Source organism: Vibrio sp. B181a (assembly GCF_030248375.1).
GTDB classification, from domain to species: Bacteria; Pseudomonadota; Gammaproteobacteria; order Enterobacterales; family Vibrionaceae; genus Vibrio; species Vibrio campbellii.
The window spans coordinates 234,764-260,378 of record NZ_JAHGAD010000020.1 but is presented as its reverse complement, the minus strand read 5'-3'; the positions used below and the strand labels follow the sequence as shown (position 1 = coordinate 260,378).

The window sequence follows — 25,615 nt, the reverse complement described above, 5'->3', positions numbered from 1 at the left end:
AAGCGTTAAGCCTTATTGGTTTTATGTTGTGGCGCTGGTCTGCTATGCTTGCGCCACATTCATAAAAGCAAGAAAGTCGTATGCCAACGCGCTCAACACAAGAATCATCAAACACTGATATCAACGCGATCACAGAGCAAGTCGATCAATGGCTCAATGATGTCGTGATCGGGTTAAATCTCTGCCCGTTCGCCGCTAAGCCACAGCGCAATAAACAAATCAAAATCTTCGTTAGTGAAGCCTCGCAAGAAGAAGCTCTACTTGAAGACATTTTGCTGCAGCTGATCGAACTGAGTAATACCGAGCCAGAAAAGCTGGAGACAACCTTGGTTGTGGTTCCAAACATGCTGCAAGATTTCTGGGATTACAACTTCTTCATTGATTGGGTTGAAGGCTTGATCAAACAGCAAGATTGGGAAGGCATTTTCCAAGTTGCCACCTTCCATCCTGATTACTGCTTTGGCGGTGCAGAACCAGAAGATGATGAAAACCTGACGAATCGCTCTCCATATCCAGTGTTTCATTTGATCCGTGAAGAGAGCATGGAAAAGGTACTTAAGCACTACCCTGATCCAGAGTCCATTCCAGATACCAATATCGCACGTGTCTCAGCGCTTTCAGAAGAAGAACGTAAAAAGCTCTTCCCTTATCTATTCCGTTAAAGACTTACTCCCCGAGAGACAGAATTCTAACCAGTTGGAATGGGATCGCTTGGGGATTAAAGATCGGTTTGATATGATTGCGACTTCAATCGATTCAATGGACATTAGAATGCAACTGTCAAAGCTAACCCAAGAGATTTTTGATCACCTATACCGTGACATCACCGAGTTCCGTAGCACTTTCGACCTACCAGTGGCGGATGTTGCAAGCCTAGACGCACAAGCAGATACGCTACACACTTCTCTTGCGATCGAAGAGCTTACTGAACTAGCGGAAGCGGATTGCAAAACAGAGCAAGCAGACGCAATCATTGACAGCGTTTATGTTCTAATGGGTCGCCTAGTACACCTTGGTGACAGCAAAGTTGAAGATAACCTAGCGATCAGCTACCTAATCGATCTACTGCTTAACGTAGCGGTGAACCGTGGTATCGACTTTATCCCTTGCTGGGACGAAGTGCACTCAAGCAACATGAGCAAAGTGTGTCGCAACGAACAAGAATACACAGAAACAGAAGCGTTCTACGCTGAACAAGGCATCAAGCTGATGGCAGTTCAAAAAGGCGAATACATCATTGCTAAATGCGCAGAAGATTTTGTATCTGAAGGCAAAACGGTACGTAAAGGCAAGGTCCTAAAATCAGTTTACTACCGCCCTGCAGACCTTAAGCCACTTACACAGTAAGTCGCCGATTAGGCACTACAGATAAAATTCAGCGCCCACAATACTCGATATTGTGGGCGCTTTTTATTCTGAGCTTTATTGAATGAGTATCGAGAATTCAAGCTTTCACAGCATGCACCGTAATATGGTTTGACGCATTTCGTTCATATACCTCTACATTACGAACTTCAAAACCTGCTTCTTCAAGTTCAGAAACGAGGTTTTCTTTTGATGGAATACAGCGATAAGTGTACCCATCTTTGTACGTGTGATGACTGTTGCCATCTTTCGAGCATAAACTGCTCACAAAAAACACCCCATTTTCAGACAACAAGCGATACACATGATTGAGAAATGTGGTTCGGTCATTCCCGATAATGCAGTGTAGGCAGTTACCATCGATGACAACATCATAACGTTCAGTAAGTTCCAATGATGCTGCAGTTAAGTCAGCGACAACATACTCCCCAGCTATATCAGCCAATTGTGCTTTTTCTCTTGCCCATGCTATTGCTGTTTCTGAGATATCGACACCAGTCACCTCAAAACCATGTAGATAAAATGCCCTGCAGTGATGTCCTTCTCCGCAACCTAACTCAAGCAATCTTCCTCGTGTTGGACACCCTTCCAGCGCGAGAAAACGTTCCACCAAAATCGGCTTAGACATTCTTTCATTACCACCCCAGCCTTCCCACCCGGCTTGGCGCGCTTGAACATACATTTCTTCATGAACTAGATAATTTGTTTTCATATCCTTTCTGCTATCACTCCCTGATAAAGCTCTACTCATCCAAATTGAATCTGCAAGTTGCATCCCCAACCGCATTGTTATGCTAAAACTAAACACCTGTTCAGTATTTATTGATATTTCTGAGGTCTATCTCTCTGATAACCTTATCTAAGTTACCATATCGTGGATTACCTATGATTCATATATCTCAAGTGTTGCCGTTAGTCGAAAAACAGCTCAAAGAATTGCAGCCTAAAGAAGCGGTAGAATTTAAGACTTACAAAAGAGATCGCGGCTTTATGATTTATTGCCTAGCAGATAGCCAGTTCCAAATTGTTGAGACGGGGTATCACAATCAAACGATGGTAGGAGATTTGGTCAGTACGCGTAAACACGTTAAGAAAGCCCTACGACGAGAGTTTCCGAGAAGTAATAAAGTTTGGGTGGAGTACTTTCAGGGGGTCGATAACCCATTAGATATCAAGAAGTCCCATTTACATCAGATGCCTCTGTTTTAGTCTCGCAACAAATAAATGCTTGGCATCTGGATGCTCTGTCTTACTTTAGGATACTAATCAAAAATCAGATACGGCCTTTCTTCTACCAAGACCTTCTTAACTTGAGTTTTGAACACCTCAGCTAATCCTTCTTCTAATAGCACTTCATCGGCGTTACCGGAAGAATGCAATACGCCGTTATTGAGCAGCAGTACCTTGTCAGCATGCCTTAGCGTTCGATTTAAGTCGTGGTTTGCGACCAACACCCCGATGCCTTGCGCAGCGACTGCATTAATGAGCTGATATAGCAGTCCTTCTTGGGCAATATCCAGTGGCGCTGCGGGTTCATCCAAAATCAATAACTGAGAGTAAGGGTTAATTGTGCGCCACACTTGCAAACAGACCCCAGCTAAACGGACACGCTGCCATTCACCACCGGATAATGTCTGAATACTTCGATGAAGCTTGTCTTGCAGCTGCACTAGCTCAATAACGATATTGACTGCGTCTCGTACTTTCTCATCGCTGATATTGGCACCAGTTGGCAACGAAAGTGCTAAGTATTGAAAGACATCAACATTGAATGCAGGTCTCGATTGCTGACACAAATACCCACGGATATGCGCTTGTTCTGAAAGTGGCATTGTGAGCAGGTCGTCATTGTCGACAAGTACTTCCCCACTCACGCCTTCACGCTGAGTTAAGGTGCCAGATATCGCACCAAGTAATGTGCTTTTCCCGGAGCCGTTTGGACCCACGACATGGACAACCTCACCCGGCTTACATTCAAAGGACAACGGTAGCAGTCGACTTCCCACTGCGATGTGCTTAACGTGCATCATGACTTTTCACCAGCATCCAAATGAAGATAGGTGCGCCGATAGAAGTGGTCATCACTCCAAGCGGCAGCTCAGCAGAATCGAGCAACAAACGCGCGCCGATATCAGCAAACACCAATAAGGCTGCGCCAGATATTGCAGAAAGAGGCAACAGGTAACGGTTTTCTGTACCAAACGCTAATCGAAGCAGGTGCGGTACGACCAAGCCCACAAAGCTAATGATCCCACCCAATGCAACGGAGCCACCAACAAGAATGGAAATTGCCAAAATGAGTTTCCAGCGCATCTGATGAACATCAATACCCAGTTGAGTGGCATGGATTTCCCCTAGCATCAACTTATCAAGCGGTTTGCCCTTGCAGCAGAGCCAAATCAGCACAGGTAGCATGACCAAAGTGACGGTGTGCTGATACCAACTTGCCCCACCAATGCTGCCCATTAACCAATACATTAACTGACGTAGACTCAAGTCATCGCTAAAGTAGAATGCCCACGTCACAATAGCGCTCGACAAAATACCCAGTGCAACGCCGACAAGCAGCAGCCTTGCGGTAGTGAGGTGCATTGCCCTTGCGATACCAACCAATATGACGGTAAACAGCATCGAACCGGCAATGGCAGCCAACATAAAGATCATTGGAGAAGGCAAAACCGGCAAGGCAAACATGACTAGCACCATTGCCAAACTCGCGCCACCGGAGATCCCGAGAACGCCGGGTTCGGCTAATACGTTGCCAAGCAGAACTTGTAAGGTCGCACCAGAGACCGCCAATGCAGCACCAATAATAGCGGCAGAAACCAAACGTGGCAGGCGTAAATCCAACAAGAGTTTTTGTTCAAATGCAGAGAGAGACTGAAAAGGAGAAAGGAATACCTCTCCGACCATCAAGTGGATAGCAGAGAGCAGCACGAGAATCACTGACATAATCAAAAGATTACGTTGCCAGCGTCGTTCCTTGTTCAGGATAAGTTGTTGAAAATCCATAGTAGCCGATAAATACAAACGAGGCTTAACCTTACAGTTAAGCCTCGGTAAATTGCAAATGTGTTCTTACGCTTTATTCGCCGAAATTAAAGCGATATGGCATTAATCGTAGACTAACTCGCCATCTTCGTAACGCGTTTTCACTTCACACACCATTAATGCTGCGCGTTGACCAATCGCGACGTGGCGATTTGGGAAAACAACGGCTTCGTTATCGTTCTTCGCCATCAGCGGTTTGTCACCATCGTGACCAAACACTTCGCCGTGAACGAATGATGTGAAGTTCTCGACGTTGTCATCAAACATAAAGTCGAAATCTTCGTGCAAACGCACAATCGTACGACTAACACGGTACTTGATACATGGCTTAGACAAGTGCTCCGCTTTCGCCTCTGCAATTAGGTTACGCAGTGACAAATCGAACGCAGTCAGTTTGTCTAAGTCGTTTTCACCAATGCGAGCCACACGACCCAGTTCCATCGTCAAAGCTTGAGCGCCGTAGTTCTCTGCACTGAACCAACTGAATGTGCTGGTTGGTGAGTTAGACAGTAGCACGGCTTCAATATGTGCACTGTCGAGAAAATCAATCAAAGCTTTGCTACGAACAGGATGACGCGTTTTCGGACTCACCGCAAAGGTGTAGTGCTTTGAATCACGGATCGCACAGTGCAAATCTAAGTGCCAGCGTGTTTCCGCTGCCGTATCTTGATAGAAATCTCTGACTAACAATTTGAGAGTGTCAGCAATCGCAAGCTCTTTGGTTGGCTCGTGCTCTTTCTCATCAAACAGTCGATTAAGGTTTTCTTCTAAAAATCGCGTGTGCGCCAGAGTCGATTCTGGGTGAGCGATAATGAACAAGCATCGAGACTTGACTTTCTGGAAGCCAGATTCGATGTCTTTGATAATTGAATCCACCAGCTCCATCGGTGCGGTTTCATCCCCGTGGACACCACAAGAGATGATGACGTTCTTGGTTTCCTGAGTGTATTCGTCAGGAATCACTTCTAGCACACCACGCTGATAGAGTTTAAGTTTTACACCATTAGACAGCACCTGCTCCGCTGGCGCGACATCAATATGAACATCTAACGTGTCAGTTAAAAACGATTGGCGAAAGAGAGACTTCGTCATGCGTTACTCCTTAATAGCACGGCGGGTATGCTAATAAATTGTACAAAGGATTTTTGTTGTTGCGATCCCACTTATGAGTAGAAGCCACTAAATTTACTTAAAATCCCATACCTTTTCGCGCCATGCACTCAAATCAAGCATTGAGGCGTTTATTTTTTAAACAATTACAAAGTGTTAGGGCTGTGAACTTTACCACAGCCCTAAAGAAGATCATTATGATTTGATCAACTTTTAGCGTTTATTCACCACGTTGTGCGAGTAAACGTTCAAATTCGTCTACTTTGTCACGAACTAGCTCCACACTCTGCTGCCAAAATTCGGGTTGCGTCAGATCCATTGAAAGATGCTTGTCTACAACCTCTTCAGCCATCATGTTGCCAGTGTCACGCAATAGATCTACGTAATCATCGTAGAAGCGCTCCCCTTTAGCATCACGTTGAGCGTAGATACCTTTACTGAACAAGAAGCCAAACAGATATGGGTAGTTGTAGAAGCTCAGCCCAGCAATTGAGAAGTGCAGTTTGCTCGCCCAGAAATAAGGATCAGCTTCGCTCATCACATCGCCATACCAATCTTTCCACGTTTCTGACATCAGTTCACAGAAGTCATCCGCTGTCAGTTCGCCCTCTTGGCGCCGCTCGTAGAAGGCTTTTTCGAATTCGTAACGAACTGGAATATTGATCATCAGCGCTAACGCCGAGGAGAGCTCTTCCCACAGCATTTCGAGCTTGTCATCCACACTTTCTGCTTTTGAAATCAGATGATCGCGAACGATGTTTTCAGCGAAAATTGAAGCGGTTTCTGCCAACGTCATCGGGTAGTACGTTTGGCAAAGCGGCAAGTCACGAATCACCCAGTTGTGGAAGGCATGACCAAGCTCGTGAGCAAGCGTCATCAGGTCTGAGCGGCTACCACTCCACGTCATAAACACGAGCGGCGTGCGCGTCGCCGGTAACTTAGTGCAGTATGCGCCAAGGCGTTTGTTGGCATTAGGCGCGGCATCAATCCAGCCGTTTTGTACCATCATGCGGACAAACTCGGACATATCTGGATTCACGGTTTCGAACGCTTCACAAATGACGTCAATTGCTTCATCGAAAGGGTAAACTTTCGCTTCACCACTCAAAGCAGGCATCGCAGCAAGATGATTCCACGGTTTCATCTCATCCAGACCGTGGACCTTCGCCATCAACAAACCGGCTTTTTGACCAATTTCACGGCTGTCTTTAGCAACTTTCATCATTGCATCCAACGTTTCCGCTTTGATTCGGCTGCCATGCAAGCTTGGATCAAGGAAATGGACATCACGTTTGGTAGAACGCTTTTTGTTCTCTGTTAAACGCCAACCTGAAAGCGCGTTAAGGATAGAAACAAAAGACTCTTGATGTGTTGCCATCGCCTTTTGAACGCCACGCCACGCGGCTTCTTGGCGATCAAATTCAGAGCCATAAAGAATGCTTGCTGCTTGCGAGAAGCCAAGCTCTTCACTTTCACCATCAGCGTAGTCAAGCTTCACTTTCAAAGAGCCCGTGAGGTTGTTGTATAACTTACCCCACGCAGATTTTCCATCCACGCTCATTGCCGCTAATAGCTTTTCTTCTTCGGTGCTTAAGCGTGTGTCAGCCAGTTTGCGAGAGTTCAGGATTGAAAACGCCTGACCACTGATATCTGAGTTTTCATGATCTAAAACGTGGCTAATGAACTCCTCATCAGCATGAGTCAGTTTAAGCTCAAAGGCACTGTAAGCTTGAGAAAGCTCGGAGAAAATGCGCGTCATACGACCGAGTAGTGCTTTCGCCTCTGCATTTGTCGCATCCACTGACGCGTAACAGTTTGCGAAGTTAGCAATCGTACCAGCCAAACGGCTTGCCGCCTCACTGGTTAAGATTGCGTTTTGCATCACTTCAACAGAGTTACAATCGGTAGACTGTTTATTGAGTAGGTCAATGCATTGCTCTACAAGGGCAATGTCATCTTGAATTCGTGGGTCAGCGAGATCGTTATAAACGATGGATAAATCCCAGCTAGGAGCGGTCATTTATGGTTCCTTTTGATGTAATCGAGCCAGCTCTTTTCTCTCTTAAACTCGGTAGAGATCCAAGCGTTGGCTACTTCCGTGACTAATTTTCAAATAGTGGTACGCCTATCGAACGAACTGAGGCGTAAATCTGATCATCGATGGTAATCGTTATATGTGTTACTGACGCATTTCCTATCGCTAATGTCGAATACCATCGTGGATTACGCCAATCTACACCCAAAACATGGGCAAGAATCATTCTAATTACGCCACCATGCGTGACAATTAGCAAGTTGTCATTGATATCATTAATGATTTGAGACCAAGCACAAGTTACACGATGAGAGAAATCATCCAAGCTCTCAGCATTCGGTAAGGTGTGTTGTGCCGGTGCTTTCCAAAATGCATCGAGCTTATTCCAGTGCTCAGAAAGCATGTCAAATGGGACACCATCGAAATCACCAAAATCCAACTCTTGAAGTTGTGGTTCCACACTTAAAGGCAGAAGTTGCAGCTCAGCAAGTATCTCAGCAAGATCGTGACAACGTGACAAGGGAGAGCTGATGACCCCTTCTACTTCTCGACCCGTTTGTTGCCAGGCTTGAGCAATTTTGCGTTGCTCAGCTTCATCCACTTTTAAATCGGCTTGTCCGTGTAAACCTGGGGCTGCATCCACTTTCCCGTGTCGCAGTAGATAGATATTCAGCGTTTTCATCGCTTCCCTTCCTGTGGTTTGAGCTCAAGTGGCAAGCCCGCGGCGACAAACGTGACTTGCTCACATACGGTCGCCAGTTTTTGATTCATCCGTCCAGCGTTATCAACAAAGTAACGACTGACGGCGCCGAGCGGCACAATACCCATCCCGACTTCGTTAGATACAAAAATCAGCGTCGCTTCTGATTGTGCTGCCGCATTCACCAACAACTCAATTTGCTCCTCTAATCGCTCATTGTTGCAGTCATCATCGAGTTCAAAGATCCAGTTGTTGAGCCAAAGCGTGAGGCAGTCAACTAACACGACATCTTGAGACGAAAATCCACAAATGAGCTCAGGCAAGTTAAGCGGACATTCATGTTCAATCCACCCAGCCCCTCGCTGCTGTTTATGGTGAGCAATGCGTTGCCTCATTTCATCATCAAAAGGCAATGCCGTCGCCACATAGTGAAGCGTTCCGTTTTTATTTTGTGCCCATTGTTGCGCCCTGCTCTCTGCTAAGCTCGATTTTCCTGAGCGCGCACCACCTAGAATAAGTTGCTTCATAATGAATGACTAAATGCGATAAGAGTGAGATAAACAAGCAACTCTGCAAGCTGCTGCGCGGCACCAAGGCAATCGCCAGTAAATCCGCCGATACATTTGGTCAGCCAGCGTTTAAAGCCCACACGAAACAGTGCCAATACCAATACAATCACAGCAGCCTGAGTCACACCCAGTAACAACGCTACAACCCCACCAGTTAAGAGCAGTATCGCGACTTCTAAGCTCGATTGTTTGTTCGCTAACGGCTTACTTTTCGAGGTATCTGCGTCACTAACGTAAGGCATGTCGTATATGAGAGTGGCAGCAAGTGCTCGGCTCACGGTGTACGCCACGACGATCATCAGCCAAAACTGAGGCTCATTGGCTAACTCGCTCCAAAATACAAACTTCGCTAACAGCGCCATCATTAGCGTTGCCGCGCCGTAAGTCCCGATGCGGCTGTCTTTCATGATGGTTAAGCGGCGCTCTAACGTCATGCCACCGCCAATGCCATCCGCCATATCCGTTAAACCGTCCTCATGGAACGCGCCGGTAAGCAGCAGGCTAAATGCCATGGTCAACACGATGGCAACTGAGTTTGGGAACAATAAACTTGCTAGTGAAAACACAGCTGCACACAGTAGCCCTAGCAACACACCGACCAAAGCAAAGTATCGCCCCGCTTGGTTCATGCGCGTTTCACTGTAAGGTAAATCTGCGGGCACTGGTATACGACTAAAAAAGCTGACTGCGAGCAAGAAAAGCTCACTCTGATAGCGCAAAGAACGAGTCTCTGAATGGAGTGTATTATCAGAAGCAGACACTAAACCGTCACTCCCGCACTCTCAAAACTTGCCATGTTGTTGTAAAACTGAGCCGCCGCTTTTACCAGTGGCAAAGCAAGCGCCGCTCCGGTTCCTTCACCTAAACGCAAGCCAAGATCCAAAAGAGGTTCCGCTTGCAAACATTCCAGCACAAACTTGTGCCCATTCTCTTCTGAGTTATGAGCAAAAAACATGTAACCTCGCGTCTCTTCATCCAATAAAGTCGCGACGTAAGCGGCAACAGAGACGATAAATCCGTCGACTAAAATAGGCGTTTTGTGGCGTTTCGCTTCTAAGAATGCGCCAACCATTTGCACGATTTCAAACCCACCGACTTGAGCCAACGCGCCTTTGGTGTCAAGGTCATGGCAGCGATTCACACCTTGTGCGACTAACTTGATCTTACGGTTTAGCTGCTCTTGAGTAATACCCGTACCATAGCCAACGCAATGGTCGACTTCCAATGGGCTCAGAGCAGTTAACAATGCCGATGCAGAACTGGTATTGCCAATCCCCATCTCACCAAACATCAACAAGTTCGAGCCATTAAGAATCGCCTGCTGCGCGACCTTTGCACCATATTCCAAACCTAGTGCGACTTGTTCTAACGACATCGCCGTTTGTTTAGCAAAGTTTGCCGTGCCATTTCCCAGACGTTTCTCAATTAAGTTGGGATGATGTTTAAAGTCAGGAACTAAGGTATCGATGGGTGACAACATGCCACAATCAATGACCTTAAAGTCAATTTGGTTGAGATCGCAGAAACAATTAATGGCGGCACCACCGGCGAGAAAATTCGCCACCATTTGTTGAGTCACAGCGCTGGGCGCAATACTCACCCCTTCTTCAGCGATGCCGTGATCCCCAGCGAATACCAACATGGTTGGTTTGCGAATTGCTATTGTTTCAACCGCTTGAGGCTTATCTTGGCTTTGAATTAACGCAAGTTCTAGCGCCACTTTTTCGAGCAAACCAAGAGCGCCTAAAGGCTTGGTTTTGTTATCAATGCGAGCTTGAATTTCTGAGGCAAAAGAGCGATCCATGATGATGATTCCTTATTCTTTATTTTGGTCGAGCAACAGAGAACGTCTTTTCTAGCGTGGCGTACTCATTTCCACCAAGCCTTGCTAATGGGTCAACCGCTAGAGCGTCGACTTTTAAACGATCACCTTCCATAGATACGACACGCTCATCGACATAAATGTGTTCAATCTCTGCAAAGATTAAACTTTGTGGCGTCTCACCCATTTCAATGACTTCATGTAGCTTACAGCCAAATGCAATTGGCGCGCCCTCTAAGCGTGGTAATTCGAAACCTTGGAAATCAACCGTCTCAAGTTGAGTCGTCTCCAGTTCAGATTCCCCATGTTCTAATGTGGCAGAAGATAGAGTGACTTTATCCGCGAGATCACTGGGTGCAATATGGATAACCAACTTACCAGTTTCTAATGCATTTCGCGTGGTGTCCTTGATTTCCCCATTGGGCTTTTTTCCCACTGAAATCATCAATAAAGGTGGACGACTGGAGACCGCAGTAAAGTAGGAAAATGGCGCTAAATTGAAGTTTTGCTCACCTGAGTCTGTGAGCACCCAAGCGATTGGGCGAGGAATGACGGTTTGAGTCATCAAATGGTACACCTGCGTTGGCGCAAGCGTACTGAGATCTATGTTCATACGACGTCCTTGGTCTTAGAAAACCGCGAGAGAAACGAGGCTCCCGACAAATTGAGAGAACAAGTGTACCCCTCTCCCGTACGATTTCATCTGATTTTCTCTTTTTGAACGTGTCTTTTGTCATTTTGATATTTATATTGACTAAAATGCCAGTTCAATTCATTCATTTAATTAAAAAATAAATCTAACACTCGATATTATGAAGAAATTTTAATCGAACACCACGAAGTCGATCGACACAGACCTTGCAAAGAAAAAACCATTAAGAAATTGAATAAATTAAGGTTTTAAAATCGCCCCATATCGCGCTAACAACGACTACGAGATAAATAAATCCGAATAATGTGCCCCTTTCGATAAAGTTGGCATGTCTGATGCTTCTACTAAATCGTCCCCAACAACTAAAGCGAGAAAGCATGTTTGCCAATCAAAGTCGTCGCCCCACGAAGAGAGGCAAGCCGATACAAAAACGCCTACCCCGGCGATCCATACCCTTATCATTCTCCTAGTCCAAAAGACCCGTTTGTCCCGCGGGTCTTTTTATTTATGTCGGAAAACTCTGGAGCAAATACATCATTTATCAAACATTGATAGCATGCCTAATGCTTGGCTCAGTAAATAAGCTACAATAGCCTAAGCAACTGTTCTCTAAGAGGAAGAATACGATGAGTAACGATTCAAATGCATGTGTCATTATCGCAGGCGCGACCGGGTTGGTAGGAAAAGAAGTCATCCATAAACTGATCTCACAGCCTAGTATCGAAACTCTGTATTGTCTTTCCCGACGAGCCCTCACTGACATTGCTGATCCAAGCAATAAAATTATCCCACTGCTGGATGCAGAACTGTCTATTCATGATTGGGACGAACAACAGCCTACCCCTCGCGTGGGTTTTATTTGTCTCGGTACTACGTTAAAGCAAGCAGGAAGCAAAGACGGTTTAAGGAAGATAGATGTCGAGTTGGTATGTAAAGTTGCCCAACAAATGAAGCTGATTGGCGTGAAGCGCCTTGCAGTCGTATCGAGTTTAGGTGCGAAAGTGTCTTCATCGTCCCATTACCTTGCTTGCAAAGGCCATATGGAAAAAAACATTGAAAAGATGGGCTTTGAAGAAGTGGTATTCGCAAGGCCGGGCCCTTTGGTCGGGCAACGAGAAAATCCTCGTACGGATGAGAAGATTGTTCAAACTCTTTCCAAAGTTATTCGTCCGCTTATGCTGGGAAGACTGGCTAATTTTGTACCCATTCAGGCTCAAGATGTCGCCAAAGCGATGATTTATCAAGTTTTCAGCTACCAAGAAGACTCAGTCGTCTATTTGCATAGAAGGGAAATGCTCGACCTCATTAAGCACTACGACTGAGCCAAATCGCATAAATCTTGTGCTAGTTTGCTGTTTCACGAGATATTAGTCTCATTTTTATATTCATTTTCGATCTATCTAATACCTGTTTTTCATTTTTAAAGTTATATCCCGAGCGTTATCTTACGCCCACAGTCTATAGCCAAATGTATAAAAACAGTCAGCATTTTGGGCTGATTGATAAGGTCAAATTATGAATTTCGCAGTGGTTGCCTCTCTGGCGGTGTTTATCGCCATATTATTCTTTCTTTTTAATCAGCAACAAAAACAGAACACCTTGTCTCGTCTTGTGTTGATTGGTTTAGTTACTGGTTCACTTTTCGGTCTTGCTCTACAACTGATTCATGGTGAAGGCAGTAATGTGATTGCTCAAACGCTTGAGTGGGTTGGCATCGTCGGCAGTGGTTACGTTGGCCTGTTGAAGATGGTCATCATGCCATTGGTACTGGTCTCCATGATTTCTGCTGTAGTAAAACTTGAGAAAGGCGGTTCACTGGGCAAAATTTCTGGCATCACAATTTCAGTGTTATTGGTCACGACAGCTATCGCTGCCATCATTGGTATCCTAGTAACAACGACATTTGGCCTTTCTGCTGAGGGGCTTACTGAAGGTGCGCGTGAAACGGCTCGTATTGCTGTATTAGAGAGTCGTGCAGGATCAGTGAGTGATCTAACGATTCCTCAAATGTTGGTCAGCTTTATCCCAACCAATCCGTTTGCTGATCTGACTGGCGCTCGTTCGACTTCAATTATTGCTGTGGTTATTTTTGGTGTTTTGGTTGGTATCGCTGCACGTAAAGTGATGGCGGAAAAAGAAGAGCTAGAATCACCAATCCGCACTTTTGTCGAAGCGGCTCAATCTATCGTTATGCGTCTGGTTAAGATGATCATGGCATTGACGCCTTACGGCATTGCAGCCCTAATGGCGAAAGTTGTTGCGACCTCGAGCGCAGGCGACATTCTTAACCTGCTGGGTTTCATTGTTGCTTCCTATGTAGCGATTGCTCTGATGTTCCTTGTACACGGTCTACTTGTGTCTTTCGTTGGTGTGAGCCCTGCTGAGTACTTTAAAAAGATTTGGCCAGTACTGACGTTTGCCTTCACATCACGCAGCTCAGCGGCAACCATCCCGCTTAACGTAGAAGCACAAATCACAAAGTTAAACGTACCACCAGCGATTGCGAACTTGTCAGCGTCTTTCGGTGCCACTATCGGTCAGAACGGCTGTGCAGGTATCTACCCAGCAATGCTTGCGGTAATGGTAGCGCCAACAATGGGTATCGATCCTCTGGACATCAACTTTATTCTGTCACTGATTGCTATCATCACGATTAGCTCATTTGGTATTGCTGGTGTGGGCGGCGGCGCAACCTTTGCAGCCCTGATTGTACTACCTGCGATGGGCTTGCCTGTGACAATTGCAGCACTGCTTATCTCTATAGAACCATTGATCGATATGGCGCGTACCGCATTGAATGTCTCTGGCGCTATGACAGCCGGCACCATTACCAGCCGCGTGCTAAAATCAACCAACGATGAAGTTGCATTGGAAGAACAAAAAGCGTAATTACTTCCCAATAATCAACAGTCTTACAAAGCCGATGTTTTACCATCGGCTTTTTTGTTTTTTTGAGCTCAGTTAAATGGGCCATCGTTCAACTCGCACTCTCCCCTTTCAAACACTTAGCAATCTTGTCGTGACTTGCACGACGAATCAGTGTGCTCAAATCAATTGTTATGATATAACATTTCAATAATTCCAAATTGTATTCGAATAACACTGGAGGTTATGACATGACTTCAACTTTAACCGAACCTAACTCAATTGAAATCTTAGCCAATGGACAACAAACGCCGTGTTTCAGCTCAAAAAGAGAACCTACGGTGTTAGCGGACATTTATCAGGAAGATATCAACATCGCGATCTGGCAACGACAATTCGATCAACAGCTTGTCGATGCCACGAATCAGTTCATCACCTCACACCCTAACTTCAATAAATCGCTGAATGTTTCTCCTGAAAGTGCTTATGAAACGTTGCAATACGCAACTGACGGAAATGCCCCAGAGTTACTACTTAGAAATATCGCGGAGTTGGTCGACATGTTTTGCTATTTATTTGAGTTAGAAGACGCAGGACTGCGCCTAGCCACACTCAATAGCGCGATGTGTCCTCGCTTTCACGTTGACCAAGTGCCTTGCCGATTGGTAACGACGTACCATGGAACCGCCACACAATGGTTAGCCAACAATGCCATAGACCGCTCAAAGCTTGGAAGTGGTAGCAATGGGCTACCGGATGCGGAATCGGGGCTTTATAACGCAGAGAATGACATCCAACACCTTTCTGTCGGGGACGTCGCCCTACTAAAAGGTGAACGTTGGATTGGCAATGAAAATAAAGGCTTGGTACATCGCTCGCCTAACATCCAATCGAGTGAAACTCGTTTACTACTTACTCTCGATTTTGGCTAATAAAAATCAGCAATTGCCCAAACATTAATCAAGCACAAAACATCAAGCCGAAGATTACCGTTCGGCTTTTTCATTTTCACAACGTCACCTTGCATCTTTCGTTGCGAGTCAAAGCGTTGAATGGTCTAATACCTCTATAGGTTCCGTAGACGGTAAGCAGAATGCACCAAGATAATCAGCCCACTTTTTTCTTTTTTGATTACGAGACTTGGGGAACAAGTCCAGCCAAAGATCGCCCAAGCCAATTCGCTGGCGTTCGCACTGATGAAAACTTCAATATCATTGGTGAACCTTTGGTCATGTACTGTCGTCCGCCCGCTGATTACCTTCCTTCACCAGAAGCCGCTTTAATCACTGGTATTACGCCACAAAAAGCGATGCAAGAAGGCCTACCTGAACCTGAATTTATCGCTAAGATCCACGCAGAGCTTTCTAAGCCAAATACCACTAGTCTTGGCTACAACAGTATTCGCTTCGATGACGAAGTCACACGTTACACCTGTTATCGCAACTTTATCGATCCTTATGCGTGGAGCTGGCAAAACGGTAACTCACGCTGGGATTTACTCGATGTAATGCGTGCGTGTCATGCTCTTCGCCCAGAAGGCGTAGAATGGCCAGAAAATGATGAAGGCTTTACAAGTTTCAAACTTGAGCATTTATCCGTAGCAAATGGTATTGAACACAGCAATGCCCACGATGCGATGGCAGACGTGGTTGCAACGATTGAGATGGCGAAGAAAGTGAAGGCCGCTCAACCAAAACTGTTTGATTACTTTTTCTCGATGCGTAACAAACGCAAACTGAACGAGTTAGTCGATATTGTTAACATGACGCCGTTGATGCACGTGTCGGGCATGTTGGGACGCGAATGCCAATACACCAGCTGGATTGTGCCTGTGGCTTGGCACCCAACCAACAATAACGCTGTTATTACGATTGACTTGGCGAAGGATCCTCAGCCGATCTTAGAACTTTCAGCAGAAGAGTTGAAAGAACGTTTGTACACCAAGCGGGACGAATTGGGTGACCTACTGCCTGTACCCGTTAAGCTCGTGCACCTGAACAAGTGCCCTATCCTCGCGCCTGCTAAGACCCTGACTGCGGAAAATGCGGAAGTTATTGGTATCGATCGTCAGAAATGTTTAAGCAATTTAGCGTTGTTACGCCAACACCCAGAAATCCGCGAAAAGCTAATTAGTCTATTCTCTATTGAACGTGAATTCGAAAAGAGCGACGACGTGGATACACAGCTTTATGACGGCTTCTTCTCTCCTGCAGACCGCGCGGCGATGGACATCATTCGTGAAACGGATCCGAATAATCTGGCTGCGTTGGATATTGAGTTTGATGACAAACGTATCAAGCCGTTGTTATTCCGTTACCGTGCTCGTCACTATGCAGGCACCTTGGATGAACAAGAACAAAGACGCTGGGCACAACATTGTCGCGAAGTGTTCGAAAGCCAGATTGAAGAGTACATGCTGAATTTAGAAAACTTAGTTCACGAACATGAAAGTGACGAAAAGAAGATAGCAATACTAAAATCTGTCTATCGTTATGTAGAGAGCTTAGCCTCCTAATTTCTTACCTTGTTCAAGCGCACCTCCGGGTGTGCTTGTTGCTTTATATGCTGTCAAAATGATAAAAGATCGATTACTACAACTGGTCCATTTGCTCATTTCCCTCGCACTCATAATGGGAGCACTTGGCATCGGCAACACTATTCAAAGCCTCACTGGCGTTTCTGTTCCTGGAAGTGTCATCGGTATGCTTGTGCTGTTTTTCTCAATGACTCTTGGCTTGGTAAAAGTCGAATGGGTTAAGCCTGGCGCAACACTTTTCATTCGCTACATGATCTTACTGTTCGTCCCAATCAGCGTTGGTTTGATGCAGCACTTTGATATGCTGTTGGCAAACGCGCTGCCTATTATTGCAAGTGCAGTCGGTGGGTCGCTGATTGTATTGATCAGCTTGGCTTGGTTCTTGGATTACTTACTCAAGGAGAAACATTGATATGTGGTTACTTGTCACTATTGTGGTTTTCCTTGCCGCACGTCAAATCGCGATCAAGGTCAACAATCCAATCGCTAACCCGCTTTTGATTAGCATCGCGGTACTGATCCCTTTGTTAATCTTTTTAAAAGTGCCGTTTGAAACCTACTACGCCGACAACGAGTACATTAGCTTCTTGCTTCAACCCGCTGTTGTTGCGCTAGCGTATCCGCTCTATGAGCAATTGCCACAAATAAAAGCCAATTGGCGCATTATCGCACTGGCTTGCTCTTTGGGCAGCGTGATGTCGATGCTAACGGCAACACTTATTGCTGTTGCGTTCAAAGCCGACATCAGCCTCATTGCGAGCTTAGTGGGCAAATCAGTAACAACGCCTATTGCGATGGAAATCTCTAGCCACTTAGGTGGTGAAGCCGCAGTTGCCGCTATTCTAGTGCTTATTGTTGGTTTATTCGGGGCGATTTTAGCTTACCCAATCTTTAACCTTATTGGGATTAAGCACCCTATCGCTCGTGGCCTGACAATGGGCACGGTTTCGCATGCACTCGGCACAGCAACCTGTGCTGAGAAACAACCGGGCGATGCCGCTTTCTCATCTCTTGCTTTGGTGCTTTGTGGCATCATCACTTCTATTCTTGCGCCAAGCTTCTTTGCTCTAGCCGTTTGGTTATACCAATAAAAAGTGACTGGCTTGCTCCCCTTAGTCTTAATCTAAATTGAGCAAGCCAAAACCTCTTCCAGAAAATTCGCAATATGAATATCTATTGATATAGTTATTAGTGGGACAGAGATAACGTTAAATCGTCGTGAAATCGAATACATGTGTGAGCTCACTCTAATTATGTAACGTAAATTACCATTACACACATTAACGTGATCTAAAGCACAGAACATTTCCATCTTTCACATAGAATAACTGTCCATGCAATAACAAGGATTCAACATGAAAAGTCGCATTGAACAGGCGCTAGCAAGCGCTCCTGAAGCACTTTCAACACATCTTGCTCCTATCGTTTTAGCTGACGATTTTGATGCTACTATTTCTGAACAACAGTTTGGTGAACTGCTGAACGCGACCAACCTTTCAGACAAAGAGCTTCGTGTTGCTCTACTTCCTTTTGCCGCAGCGTTTTCTTACGCTCCAATCTCTGAATTCTATGTCGGTGCGATTGTTCGTGGCCTTTCCGGTCGTCTTTACTTTGGCGCGAATATGGAGTTTTTCGGTGTTCAGCTGGGTCAAACTGTTCATGCTGAGCAGTGCGCCATCAGCCATGCTTGGATGAAAGGCGAACGTGGTGTGAAAGACATCACTATCAACTACAGCCCTTGCGGCCACTGCCGTCAGTTCATGAACGAGCTAAGCACAGCAAAAGAATTAAAGATCCAGTTACCAGAACGTGAAGAAAAGTCACTTCATCACTACCTTCCGGAAGCGTTTGGTCCGACAGATCTCGGTATTGAGTCAGGTCTTATGGCTGAGGTGGAACACGAGTTTGTTTGTGATGAGGGCGATGCTTTAATCCAAAAAGCCGTCAATGCTATGAACATTAGCCACGCGCCATACACAAACAACTTGAGTGGTATTGCACTTGAGATGAACAGTGGCCTTGTATTCCAAGGCGCGTACGCAGAAAACGCCGCATTCAACCCTAGCCTTCCACCACTGCAGGTTGCATTAATTCAAATCCTGATGGCTGGTGAGAAGTTTGAAGACATCAAAGCTGCTGCGTTAGTTGAAAACTCACAAGGTAAGATCAGCCACCTAGCTGATACTCAATCGACGCTAGAAGCACTAAATCCTGATATTCCAGTGAGCTTTGTTAACGTTTAATTTATAAGCTTTGCTTAATAAAAAAGAGCCCCATGGGCTCTTTTTTGTTCCAACAATGTTTTATTACAATAGTTCCGTTAGTCGATTTGCCGCTTTTTCCAACGCCAAATTTACAACCTTCGTAATTTCCGGGTATTGGTTCTCTGGATCATCCCAATCAACGTCTTCTGGCAACAAAACTTCTTCCAAGATTTGATGCTCCATTACGATCTTATTGTTACTCAGATCAACAAGCGTAACTTCTGCATTCACATAGCCACGAGGCGACGAAAGAGGGATAAATCCGTAATAGTCACGCAGTGTGCCCGCCGCCATGGTTTGGATAACAAGTAGGTGTGTAGCTTGATACTGTTCCTTGACGACAGAAACATCGTAATCGAAGTAACCTTTTTTGCGTTTATCTTTCGGCAGTTTATGTTCGTCGGTCGCTTGATAATACTCCGGGAGAATCACACTGTGGCTTCCGCGGCTCTCAATCAACTGCGCAACCTTGGACTTACCTACTTCAAACTTATCATGCGTAAGTGATTGAATATGAGATTCAACGCTATCAGTCACCATTTCGTTGATAGCCATGTCCAATAGGCCTTCACCGCCTGCACGATGCGCATACATTTCTGGTGGCTGAACAAACGCAACAGCGATATTTTTTTCTCCGCCGGTTTGCCAAAAGTCTGACGGAATGTCCATCGCTTTTTGAGAGACACACCCAGACAAAAGCATTACTGCAATAGCACAACCGATAATTCTTATATATTTCATTATTTTACTGCTCCTTTTTATAGAAGCGATGAAATCTATCAATATGAAATATACTCTCAACACAAAGAATCACTAATTGTGATTAATTGCATAGTAATTATTACAACCTAAGATGCTCAGCGATAAAGCAAACGTTTGCATCATTTTTAAAATTCAGTATGATCCCCTGCAAATTCGGTTTCATCACTTTATTTTGTAAGGGAACACTATGTTCGGTACTGCTACAAGCACTCATGCTACCCGTGTATTACTTTTAGGCTCTGGTGAGCTTGGTAAAGAAGTGGCAATTGAATGCCAACGTCTTGGTTTAGAAGTGATCGCGTGCGACCGTTATGCCAATGCGCCTGCGATGCAAGTGGCCCATCGTAGCTACGTCATCGACATGCTTGATGGTCAGGCACTGGAAGAGATCATTAATAAAGAACAACCTGCTTACGTGGTTCCTGAAATTGAAGCTATCGCGACAGATAAATTAGTCGAATTAGAAGAAAAAGGCTTGAACGTTGTTCCCACAGCAAAAGCGGCTAAATTGACGATGAACCGTGAAGGCATTCGCCGCCTTGCTGCTGAAGAATTAGCTCTAAACACTTCCCCTTATCAGTTTGCTGATAGTTTTGAAGACTTTAAAGCCGCTGTTGAGCATGTTGGTATTCCATGTGTCGTTAAACCAGTCATGAGCTCCTCTGGCAAAGGCCAAAGCGTGATTAAAACAGAAGAAGATGTTCAGACAGCTTGGGAATACGCGCAAGAAGGCGGCCGCACAGGAGCTGGACGCGTGATTGTTGAAGGATTTATTGACTTCGATTACGAAATCACAGTGCTAACGGTACGCGCCGTTGATGGCGTACATTTCTGCGCCCCGATTGGGCACCGCCAAGAAGACGGAGATTACCGTGAATCATGGCAGCCACAAGCCATGTCAGAAAACGCCATCAAAGCAGCTGAATACACGGCAGAGAAAGTTGTGAATGCACTAGGTGGCTACGGCATCTTTGGTGTGGAACTGTTTGTTAAAGGCGATAAGGTCATTTTCAACGAAGTATCCCCTCGTCCACACGATACCGGTATGGTAACCATGATATCTCAAGAAATGTCTGAGTTTGCGCTTCATGTACGTGCATTTACAGGTATGCCGATCAACAATATTGTTCAGTATGGACCATCAGCATCAGCGGTAATTTTAGGGCAAGGTACATCAACTGATATCCGATTTGATAATCTTTCCAAAGCAATGGCTCAGCCACAAACACAAGTTCGCTTGTTTGGTAAGCCTGAAATTGATGGTCGCCGTCGCTTGGGCGTTGTTTTAACGCGCCGTAAGACGATTGAAGATTCGATTGAAGATGCGGTGAACAGCGCTTCTAAAGTGCAAATCATTTACTAGTTCCGCAGCTTCACTCAAGAGAAACAAAAGCGCAGCTCAATTGGCTGCGCTTTTTCTTTGTGTAGGCACGAAACCGTTACTTGGTCTCGATTAAATACACTTCCTCAGAGAAGCGGCTGAGCCCTTTCTTAGCGATTTTCGGATGATTCTCGTCGGCTTGATCGACATTCAAACAAGTCACCTTGTAGCCCTCAAACAACTGTTCAATCTCTTCGGCTGGCACACTAAACGGAGGGCCTGACATCTCATCTTGTGGGTAATTGAGTGTCACAAGTAAAATGCGTCCGCCAGGGTTCAACAGTTGTTTAACGCGACTTGCGTATTCTTCTCGCATCTCTTGTGGTAACGCAACGAGTGCTGCGCGGTCATAAATGATATCGGCTTTAGAAACCGGCGCCGTAAAGAAGTCACCGGTATAAATTGACAACTCATCGAACTGATACAACTCGTGCATACCATTGACTGGCGTTACAGTCGGTGTGTAGAAGTGCTCTGCAAAAAAAGAACGCACAGCGATCAAGCTTAGCTCAACGCCTTGTACTTCATCGTGTTTCGTTGCAAGCCAAATTAGGTCTTCTGACTTTCCACATAAAGGTACCAAGACCGTATCTTCACGCTTCGGGTTCGTATGCTGCCAAAATGCTGGTAACAGTGGGTTCACATCATCAAGGTGAAAACCAATTTGGTTACTCGCCCATTTGTTGTGCCAAAATTCTTGATCTCTCATTTTACTTCTACTTGTCGGCTGGTTGTGGATTCGAGCTTTGTGCTTTACTTTTGTGAGCTAAGACTAATGATTTTTTTAAATTTGTCTATGTTGTTCATCTTTGGTTAATACTGCAATGGTAAGATAGAAATCGTTCAAGAATGAGCCCTTCCTTTTTATGGATGTCGGAGTAAAGGAAAGCAAAATGGTGCTCTAGAGCTCGATTCCACTATAAGGTTAAAAACCTACCTTGGAATCTATCGTAGAGCCCCCATTAACTTAGGTAGTACCTGATTTGCGAATCTTAGTGGCCTTTTCGTTACCCATTTTCTAAGTGCAAGCAAGTTAAGGAGAGTGAATGAGCTTATTTCTACGTACTACAGCATTGATGCTTTTAGTACTAAGCCGTGCGCCGGCGTTCGCCGCACTTCCAAATGTCCCGAGTAACGAGCAAGACCGTTCTGCTAGCCAAAACGAAGTTTGCTCAAAATTGTTTAAGCATAGCCTTAGTGGTTTGTATGGCATTCAGTCAATCGACTCCAAACCAACTCAGCCTTATTCAGATTTCGACGTACTTTACAGCAAAGCTCACCAAGCACAATTCGAGTTAGAAACCATCTGTAAAAGTACTGCCCTTCTTACTGACGCCCAACCTTACTTCGCAGGCGTTAAATCTCAACATCGTGCCGAAGAAAAAATTGCTCACGAATTGGATGGTCAAGTAGAGCGAATTACAGACTTAGCACGAGCAACTATCGTAGCGGATGACGTAGCAAGCCTTGTATCCGTATATGAAGCACTAGAACGTGAAACAACTATCGTTAAAGTGAAAAACCGATTTAAGAAACCAACCGCATCTGGTTACCGTGACTTGAACTTACTGGTACGTCTTCCTAAAACGAATTTGATTGCTGAAGTTCAACTGCACCTTAAAGCCATTGCTGACGTGAAAAGTGGTCCAGAGCATGACTTGTATGAACAGATCCAAAAGATCGAACGACAAGCGTTAGTGGAAGGCCGAAGCCTCAACGACATCGAGACGGCATCGATTCGTAACATGCGTACTCAATCGAAAAACTTGTATCAAGAAGCTTGGCAACCATACCTAACAACACACTTAGAAGCTGCGTAAGCGAGCCGTTTCTACCCTCACTAATACTAAAAAGCCACCGCAATTGCGGTGGCTTTTTATTTGTTCTTTAGCAAGTACCGGAACACACAAACAAAAAGACCACGACAAAGCGTGGTCTCATTCCATTTTACATGGCTTACTGGTCTGCCTTTAGGTTCTCTACGCGAGCTTTCAACTTCTGACCCGGGCGGAACGTAACGACACGTCGAGCAGTAATAGGGATATCTTCACCCGTTTTCGGGTTACGACCAGGTCGTTCGTTTTTGTCACGAAGGTCAAAGTTACCAAAACCTGACAGTTTTACCTGTTCGCCACTTTCTAGTGCCTTGCGAATTTCTTCAAAGAACACTTCCACCGTTTCCTTGGCGTCCCGTTTACTAAATCCCAATTTATCAAACAGGTTTTCTGCAAGTTCGGCTTTTGTGAGCGCCATAAAACTTTCCTCAAAGCTATGTTAAACAATGCTACCTTAGTGTAGCGCCAGAGCAGTTTTACCCTACCATTTCAACAACATATCGGGGTTACATTTGGAAGTGTATGACAAGCTTATGATTTTCGCCAACTTTTTTCTTTGCTAATATACCGAATGTTTCATCATCGAAGTACTTTACCCACCACCAATACCATATTTTACTTTAATTACTTCTAAATTATGGAAATTATCCAGTTAAATAACCTAAAAATCGACACAAAAACAAGATTATTCACTATTTAATAAAAATGTCAGATACTGGTCATTTTACAAACAACTGACACAAAACCTCCTAATTTTTCAGTGGGTTGAGCCACTCTACAAATAGATCTGACCAGTTGTATTCATTAGAGTTTTTATTCTGTTTCTGCTGTTCCGGCAGAAAATCAAACCTTGAACAAAGACAAAGTTCTGTGTCCATTACCATGACGATGAATGGAAAGATTGATACTGTTTGCGCATTCTACCCCATCGTCAGAGTACCAACATGCTTCACCAAGTCGTCAGTATTCTATTCCCTGTTTTTGCGTTAGTTTTTGTTGGGTATTTAGTTGGGCGCTACATAAAGCCAGATTTCCGCCCGATCAATCGCATCAATATGGATGTGTTTATACCAGCACTTGTATTTTCATCGCTAGTCAGCATGCCGATTAATATGGGCCAAGTTCCTCTCTTACTTGCTGCTATTATTGGCGTTGTCATACCGGGTGTTGTGATGATACCTATCGCAAAGCTAAGCGGGCTATCCTTCAAAACATGGGCACCACCACATATGTTTAGAAATAGCGGAAACCTTGCCATCCCGTTGTTCACTTATACCTTTGGGGAATTAGCTCTCACTTCTGCGGTACTCTTGTTCGTTGTCTCCGCCTGTTTGCACATCAGCTTAGGCGTCATGCTGCTTAGTAGCGGCAATCCGCTCAAGCAAATCATCAAGATGCCAATTTTTTTATCCGCTACGCTCGCATTAGTGATTAACCTGTCCGGGGTTAGCGTTTGGAACCCGCTTTACGAAGCTACCGCGTTACTTGGTCAAGCTGCTGTACCGGTTATGCTACTCTCATTGGGCGCACAAATGCTCAATCTAAGGCTCAGTGGCCTGAAGGTTGGTATGATGTGTACGTTACAATCACTTGTGACAGGAGCAGTAGCGTTTGCAATTATTTATTGGTTGATTCCACTGCCTACGATGCAACTGCAAATGATGGTGTTGTTCACCATGCTGCCACCAGCCGTAATGAACTATTTGTTTGCCGAGAGGCTGAACATTGAGCCAATGACCGTCGCTTCAATGGTTCTGTTTGGGAACTTTTTCAGCATAATCACGTTACCGTTATTGCTTATGTTTACTCTTTCGCTCTCTTAGCGATGCCTTATCATTCACTTTACGATTGCAGCCATCAAGTTGAATGTTAGACTGGCAGAAAAATATTAATTCCCCCGCGAACCTAAACGATATGAAGTCCATTATCCAGATCAGTGATTGTCACTTGAGTGATAAATCCAGTTTTGAGAACTTGCGTAAAGCATTACTTCTTGCCCAAAGCGACGCTTCCTGCGATACCCTTTTGTTTACTGGTGATCTTTGTTGCAATCCTAAACCCGGTGACTATCACGCCTTCGTTAATTTGGTAGAGGCTCATGTCGAGGGGAAAAATATCTTCGCGATTGCTGGCAACCACGATGATGCTAAATTGATGAAGCAAGAACTGCTCGGCAGTAGTATTAAAGTCACAAATAAAGCGAGAATCCATAATCGTGAAGTCTTGTTCTTGGATTCCAGCACCAAACCGCTTGATAGGTGCCATCCTTTGGGCTCAGGCAGGATCGATAAGCGCGGAATCGCGCGTTTAACCAAGCAACTTCGCGACACAACCAATCCAATTATTGTTGTCCATCATCCTATTATTCCCGTCGGTTCAGAATGGATGAAAGCCATTTGCTTAGAGAACGACGCGAGCTTACTTAGATTGTTGGCCGAACATCAGGTTCGAGACGTTATCTGCGGACATGGCCATGATGCATTAACGGCCACACAGCGAGGCGTCACCCAACACATGGCACCAGCGACAGCCTACGGCTTTGATCACAGCATTAAAGAATATAATCGAAGTGAGCAAATTGGCGTGAATAAGCTCTGCTTCGAGGGTGATGGTATCACCGCGACGCCCATTTGGTTACCGCGTAACGAATCAAAATAACCAATTGTGC

The 25,615-nt window shown here is 45.1% G+C and carries 27 protein-coding genes; 14 read left to right on the top strand and 13 right to left on the bottom strand.

The annotated features are described in order from the left end of the window. Positions 1 to 80 precede the first annotated feature (80 nt). Together KIO97_RS10345 and KIO97_RS10340 are read left to right on the top strand one after the other, a co-directional pair. Positions 81 to 662 carry a DUF1415 domain-containing protein gene (locus KIO97_RS10345; RefSeq protein ID WP_005427978.1) on the top strand — a complete coding sequence of 194 codons (582 nt, stop codon included), beginning with the start codon at positions 81 to 83 and terminating at the stop codon, positions 660 to 662. A 109-nt stretch (positions 663 to 771) separates the two neighbouring features. Next, on the top strand, positions 772 to 1,347 hold the full coding sequence (locus KIO97_RS10340; protein WP_045490183.1) for a nucleoside triphosphate pyrophosphohydrolase family protein: 576 nt from the start codon (positions 772 to 774) through the stop codon (positions 1,345 to 1,347). A gap of 97 nt (positions 1,348 to 1,444) precedes the next feature. Here KIO97_RS10340 and KIO97_RS10335 read toward each other — a convergent pair whose 3' ends face one another. After that, on the bottom strand, positions 1,445 to 2,140 hold the full coding sequence (locus KIO97_RS10335) for a bifunctional 2-polyprenyl-6-hydroxyphenol methylase/3-demethylubiquinol 3-O-methyltransferase UbiG (RefSeq protein WP_285382365.1): 696 nt from the start codon (positions 2,138 to 2,140) through the stop codon (positions 1,445 to 1,447). A 110-nt stretch (positions 2,141 to 2,250) separates the two neighbouring features. On the opposite strand from KIO97_RS10335, the gene KIO97_RS10330 reads away from it, so the two are divergent. Further along, positions 2,251 to 2,574: a hypothetical protein gene (locus tag KIO97_RS10330; protein ID WP_285382364.1), complete on the top strand. Its 324-nt coding sequence runs from the start codon at positions 2,251 to 2,253 to the stop codon at positions 2,572 to 2,574. Positions 2,575 to 2,627: 53 nt separating this feature from the next. On the opposite strand, the gene btuD is transcribed toward KIO97_RS10330, so the two are convergent. The 9 genes from btuD to KIO97_RS10285 all read right to left on the bottom strand — a co-directional run bounded on the left by btuD (position 2,628) and on the right by KIO97_RS10285 (position 11,265). Continuing rightward, positions 2,628 to 3,395: a vitamin B12 ABC transporter ATP-binding protein BtuD gene (gene btuD, locus KIO97_RS10325; RefSeq protein ID WP_285382362.1), complete on the bottom strand. Its 768-nt coding sequence runs from the start codon at positions 3,393 to 3,395 to the stop codon at positions 2,628 to 2,630. Further along, complete coding sequence (gene btuC, locus KIO97_RS10320) at positions 3,382 to 4,377, bottom strand: vitamin B12 ABC transporter permease BtuC (protein WP_009697375.1); 996 nt, start codon at positions 4,375 to 4,377, stop codon at positions 3,382 to 3,384. Before btuC ends, btuD begins: the two co-directional genes overlap by 14 nt. Before the next feature lie 102 nt (positions 4,378 to 4,479). Further along, positions 4,480 to 5,508 (bottom strand): succinylglutamate desuccinylase, encoded by a 1,029-nt coding sequence (locus tag KIO97_RS10315; RefSeq protein ID WP_105065211.1) that lies wholly within the window; start codon positions 5,506 to 5,508, stop codon positions 4,480 to 4,482. A gap of 238 nt (positions 5,509 to 5,746) precedes the next feature. Beyond that, a complete protein-coding gene (locus KIO97_RS10310) occupies positions 5,747 to 7,546 on the bottom strand; it encodes a M3 family oligoendopeptidase (protein WP_285382359.1) in 1,800 nt (599 codons plus the stop codon). Positions 7,547 to 7,628: 82 nt separating this feature from the next. Continuing rightward, positions 7,629 to 8,243, bottom strand: a complete 615-nt coding sequence (gene cobC / locus KIO97_RS10305) for an alpha-ribazole phosphatase (protein WP_285382357.1) — start codon at positions 8,241 to 8,243, stop codon at positions 7,629 to 7,631. Continuing rightward, positions 8,240 to 8,788: a bifunctional adenosylcobinamide kinase/adenosylcobinamide-phosphate guanylyltransferase gene (cobU, locus tag KIO97_RS10300; protein WP_285382356.1), complete on the bottom strand. Its 549-nt coding sequence runs from the start codon at positions 8,786 to 8,788 to the stop codon at positions 8,240 to 8,242. The genes cobC and cobU overlap by 4 nt, the downstream gene beginning before the upstream one ends. Beyond that, positions 8,785 to 9,591, bottom strand: a complete 807-nt coding sequence (locus tag KIO97_RS10295) for an adenosylcobinamide-GDP ribazoletransferase (RefSeq protein WP_285382354.1) — start codon at positions 9,589 to 9,591, stop codon at positions 8,785 to 8,787. The genes cobU and KIO97_RS10295 overlap by 4 nt, the downstream gene beginning before the upstream one ends. Then, positions 9,591 to 10,634, bottom strand: a complete 1,044-nt coding sequence (gene cobT / locus KIO97_RS10290) for a nicotinate-nucleotide--dimethylbenzimidazole phosphoribosyltransferase (RefSeq protein WP_285382353.1) — start codon at positions 10,632 to 10,634, stop codon at positions 9,591 to 9,593. The genes KIO97_RS10295 and cobT overlap by 1 nt, the downstream gene beginning before the upstream one ends. Before the next feature lie 19 nt (positions 10,635 to 10,653). Next, positions 10,654 to 11,265, bottom strand: coding sequence for a flavin reductase family protein (locus KIO97_RS10285; RefSeq protein ID WP_047479213.1), 612 nt, complete (start codon positions 11,263 to 11,265; stop codon positions 10,654 to 10,656). A 665-nt stretch (positions 11,266 to 11,930) separates the two neighbouring features. Between KIO97_RS10285 and KIO97_RS10280 the strand changes: the two genes are divergently transcribed. The 7 genes from KIO97_RS10280 to cdd all read left to right on the top strand — a co-directional run bounded on the left by KIO97_RS10280 (position 11,931) and on the right by cdd (position 18,948). Beyond that, a complete protein-coding gene (locus tag KIO97_RS10280; protein WP_285382348.1) occupies positions 11,931 to 12,626 on the top strand; it encodes an NAD(P)H-binding protein in 696 nt (231 codons plus the stop codon). Positions 12,627 to 12,819: 193 nt separating this feature from the next. Then, positions 12,820 to 14,193 (top strand): L-cystine transporter, encoded by a 1,374-nt coding sequence (locus tag KIO97_RS10275; protein WP_045378534.1) that lies wholly within the window; start codon positions 12,820 to 12,822, stop codon positions 14,191 to 14,193. A 227-nt stretch (positions 14,194 to 14,420) separates the two neighbouring features. Continuing rightward, positions 14,421 to 15,101: a DUF1826 domain-containing protein gene (locus tag KIO97_RS10270; RefSeq protein WP_285382345.1), complete on the top strand. Its 681-nt coding sequence runs from the start codon at positions 14,421 to 14,423 to the stop codon at positions 15,099 to 15,101. A 161-nt stretch (positions 15,102 to 15,262) separates the two neighbouring features. Beyond that, complete coding sequence (gene sbcB, locus KIO97_RS10265) at positions 15,263 to 16,684, top strand: exodeoxyribonuclease I (RefSeq protein ID WP_285382343.1); 1,422 nt, start codon at positions 15,263 to 15,265, stop codon at positions 16,682 to 16,684. A gap of 58 nt (positions 16,685 to 16,742) precedes the next feature. Continuing rightward, positions 16,743 to 17,117, top strand: a complete 375-nt coding sequence (locus tag KIO97_RS10260; protein ID WP_029388781.1) for a CidA/LrgA family protein — start codon at positions 16,743 to 16,745, stop codon at positions 17,115 to 17,117. A 1-nt stretch (position 17,118) separates the two neighbouring features. Then, the gene (locus KIO97_RS10255) at positions 17,119 to 17,796 is read left to right on the top strand and encodes an LrgB family protein (protein ID WP_005428010.1); all 678 of its coding nucleotides are present in this window, start codon (positions 17,119 to 17,121) and stop codon (positions 17,794 to 17,796) included. Between the two features lie 264 nt (positions 17,797 to 18,060). Further along, entirely contained in the window at positions 18,061 to 18,948 is an 888-nt protein-coding gene (gene cdd, locus KIO97_RS10250) for a cytidine deaminase (protein WP_285382341.1), read from the top strand. A 63-nt stretch (positions 18,949 to 19,011) separates the two neighbouring features. Here cdd and KIO97_RS10245 read toward each other — a convergent pair whose 3' ends face one another. Further along, positions 19,012 to 19,710: a cytidine deaminase gene (locus KIO97_RS10245; protein WP_285382338.1), complete on the bottom strand. Its 699-nt coding sequence runs from the start codon at positions 19,708 to 19,710 to the stop codon at positions 19,012 to 19,014. Positions 19,711 to 19,918: 208 nt separating this feature from the next. Between KIO97_RS10245 and purT the strand changes: the two genes are divergently transcribed. Continuing rightward, a complete protein-coding gene (gene purT / locus KIO97_RS10240) occupies positions 19,919 to 21,094 on the top strand; it encodes a formate-dependent phosphoribosylglycinamide formyltransferase (protein ID WP_285382336.1) in 1,176 nt (391 codons plus the stop codon). Between the two features lie 76 nt (positions 21,095 to 21,170). Here the strand turns inward: purT and KIO97_RS10235 are convergent, their stop codons facing one another. Continuing rightward, positions 21,171 to 21,821, bottom strand: a complete 651-nt coding sequence (locus tag KIO97_RS10235) for a thiopurine S-methyltransferase (protein WP_285382334.1) — start codon at positions 21,819 to 21,821, stop codon at positions 21,171 to 21,173. Between the two features lie 337 nt (positions 21,822 to 22,158). On the opposite strand from KIO97_RS10235, the gene KIO97_RS10230 reads away from it, so the two are divergent. After that, positions 22,159 to 22,932: a RelA/SpoT domain-containing protein gene (locus tag KIO97_RS10230; protein ID WP_005533411.1), complete on the top strand. Its 774-nt coding sequence runs from the start codon at positions 22,159 to 22,161 to the stop codon at positions 22,930 to 22,932. A gap of 136 nt (positions 22,933 to 23,068) precedes the next feature. On the opposite strand, the gene ihfA is transcribed toward KIO97_RS10230, so the two are convergent. Next, positions 23,069 to 23,365, bottom strand: a complete 297-nt coding sequence (ihfA, locus tag KIO97_RS10225) for an integration host factor subunit alpha (RefSeq protein WP_005427969.1) — start codon at positions 23,363 to 23,365, stop codon at positions 23,069 to 23,071. A gap of 526 nt (positions 23,366 to 23,891) precedes the next feature. Between ihfA and KIO97_RS10220 the strand changes: the two genes are divergently transcribed. Further along, the gene (locus KIO97_RS10220; protein ID WP_285382331.1) at positions 23,892 to 24,770 is read left to right on the top strand and encodes an AEC family transporter; all 879 of its coding nucleotides are present in this window, start codon (positions 23,892 to 23,894) and stop codon (positions 24,768 to 24,770) included. A 91-nt stretch (positions 24,771 to 24,861) separates the two neighbouring features. Next, the gene (locus KIO97_RS10215; protein WP_285382329.1) at positions 24,862 to 25,605 is read left to right on the top strand and encodes a metallophosphoesterase; all 744 of its coding nucleotides are present in this window, start codon (positions 24,862 to 24,864) and stop codon (positions 25,603 to 25,605) included. The last annotated feature ends 10 nt before the right edge of the window (positions 25,606 to 25,615 follow it).

Excerpts from the sequence above, each read along its gene's own strand:
- KIO97_RS10345 (WP_005427978.1), top strand. The coding sequence starts at position 81 with ATGCCAACGCGCTCAACACAAGAATCATCAAACACTGATATCAACGCG.
- KIO97_RS10340 (WP_045490183.1), top strand. The coding sequence starts at position 772 with ATGCAACTGTCAAAGCTAACCCAAGAGATTTTTGATCACCTATACCGT.
- KIO97_RS10335 (WP_285382365.1), bottom strand. The coding sequence starts at position 2,140 with ATGCAACTTGCAGATTCAATTTGGATGAGTAGAGCTTTATCAGGGAGT.
- KIO97_RS10330 (WP_285382364.1), top strand. The coding sequence starts at position 2,251 with ATGATTCATATATCTCAAGTGTTGCCGTTAGTCGAAAAACAGCTCAAA.
- btuD (WP_285382362.1), bottom strand. The coding sequence starts at position 3,395 with ATGATGCACGTTAAGCACATCGCAGTGGGAAGTCGACTGCTACCGTTG.
- btuC (WP_009697375.1), bottom strand. The coding sequence starts at position 4,377 with ATGGATTTTCAACAACTTATCCTGAACAAGGAACGACGCTGGCAACGT.
- KIO97_RS10315 (WP_105065211.1), bottom strand. The coding sequence starts at position 5,508 with ATGACGAAGTCTCTCTTTCGCCAATCGTTTTTAACTGACACGTTAGAT.
- KIO97_RS10310 (WP_285382359.1), bottom strand. The coding sequence starts at position 7,546 with ATGACCGCTCCTAGCTGGGATTTATCCATCGTTTATAACGATCTCGCT.
- cobC (WP_285382357.1), bottom strand. The coding sequence starts at position 8,243 with ATGAAAACGCTGAATATCTATCTACTGCGACACGGGAAAGTGGATGCA.
- cobU (WP_285382356.1), bottom strand. The coding sequence starts at position 8,788 with ATGAAGCAACTTATTCTAGGTGGTGCGCGCTCAGGAAAATCGAGCTTA.
- cobT (WP_285382353.1), bottom strand. The coding sequence starts at position 10,634 with ATGGATCGCTCTTTTGCCTCAGAAATTCAAGCTCGCATTGATAACAAA.
- KIO97_RS10285 (WP_047479213.1), bottom strand. The coding sequence starts at position 11,265 with ATGAACATAGATCTCAGTACGCTTGCGCCAACGCAGGTGTACCATTTG.
- KIO97_RS10280 (WP_285382348.1), top strand. The coding sequence starts at position 11,931 with ATGAGTAACGATTCAAATGCATGTGTCATTATCGCAGGCGCGACCGGG.
- KIO97_RS10275 (WP_045378534.1), top strand. The coding sequence starts at position 12,820 with ATGAATTTCGCAGTGGTTGCCTCTCTGGCGGTGTTTATCGCCATATTA.
- KIO97_RS10270 (WP_285382345.1), top strand. The coding sequence starts at position 14,421 with ATGACTTCAACTTTAACCGAACCTAACTCAATTGAAATCTTAGCCAAT.
- sbcB (WP_285382343.1), top strand. The coding sequence starts at position 15,263 with ATGCACCAAGATAATCAGCCCACTTTTTTCTTTTTTGATTACGAGACT.
- KIO97_RS10260 (WP_029388781.1), top strand. The coding sequence starts at position 16,743 with ATGATAAAAGATCGATTACTACAACTGGTCCATTTGCTCATTTCCCTC.
- KIO97_RS10255 (WP_005428010.1), top strand. The coding sequence starts at position 17,119 with ATGTGGTTACTTGTCACTATTGTGGTTTTCCTTGCCGCACGTCAAATC.
- cdd (WP_285382341.1), top strand. The coding sequence starts at position 18,061 with ATGAAAAGTCGCATTGAACAGGCGCTAGCAAGCGCTCCTGAAGCACTT.
- KIO97_RS10245 (WP_285382338.1), bottom strand. The coding sequence starts at position 19,710 with ATGAAATATATAAGAATTATCGGTTGTGCTATTGCAGTAATGCTTTTG.
- purT (WP_285382336.1), top strand. The coding sequence starts at position 19,919 with ATGTTCGGTACTGCTACAAGCACTCATGCTACCCGTGTATTACTTTTA.
- KIO97_RS10235 (WP_285382334.1), bottom strand. The coding sequence starts at position 21,821 with ATGAGAGATCAAGAATTTTGGCACAACAAATGGGCGAGTAACCAAATT.
- KIO97_RS10230 (WP_005533411.1), top strand. The coding sequence starts at position 22,159 with ATGAGCTTATTTCTACGTACTACAGCATTGATGCTTTTAGTACTAAGC.
- ihfA (WP_005427969.1), bottom strand. The coding sequence starts at position 23,365 with ATGGCGCTCACAAAAGCCGAACTTGCAGAAAACCTGTTTGATAAATTG.
- KIO97_RS10220 (WP_285382331.1), top strand. The coding sequence starts at position 23,892 with ATGCTTCACCAAGTCGTCAGTATTCTATTCCCTGTTTTTGCGTTAGTT.
- KIO97_RS10215 (WP_285382329.1), top strand. The coding sequence starts at position 24,862 with ATGAAGTCCATTATCCAGATCAGTGATTGTCACTTGAGTGATAAATCC.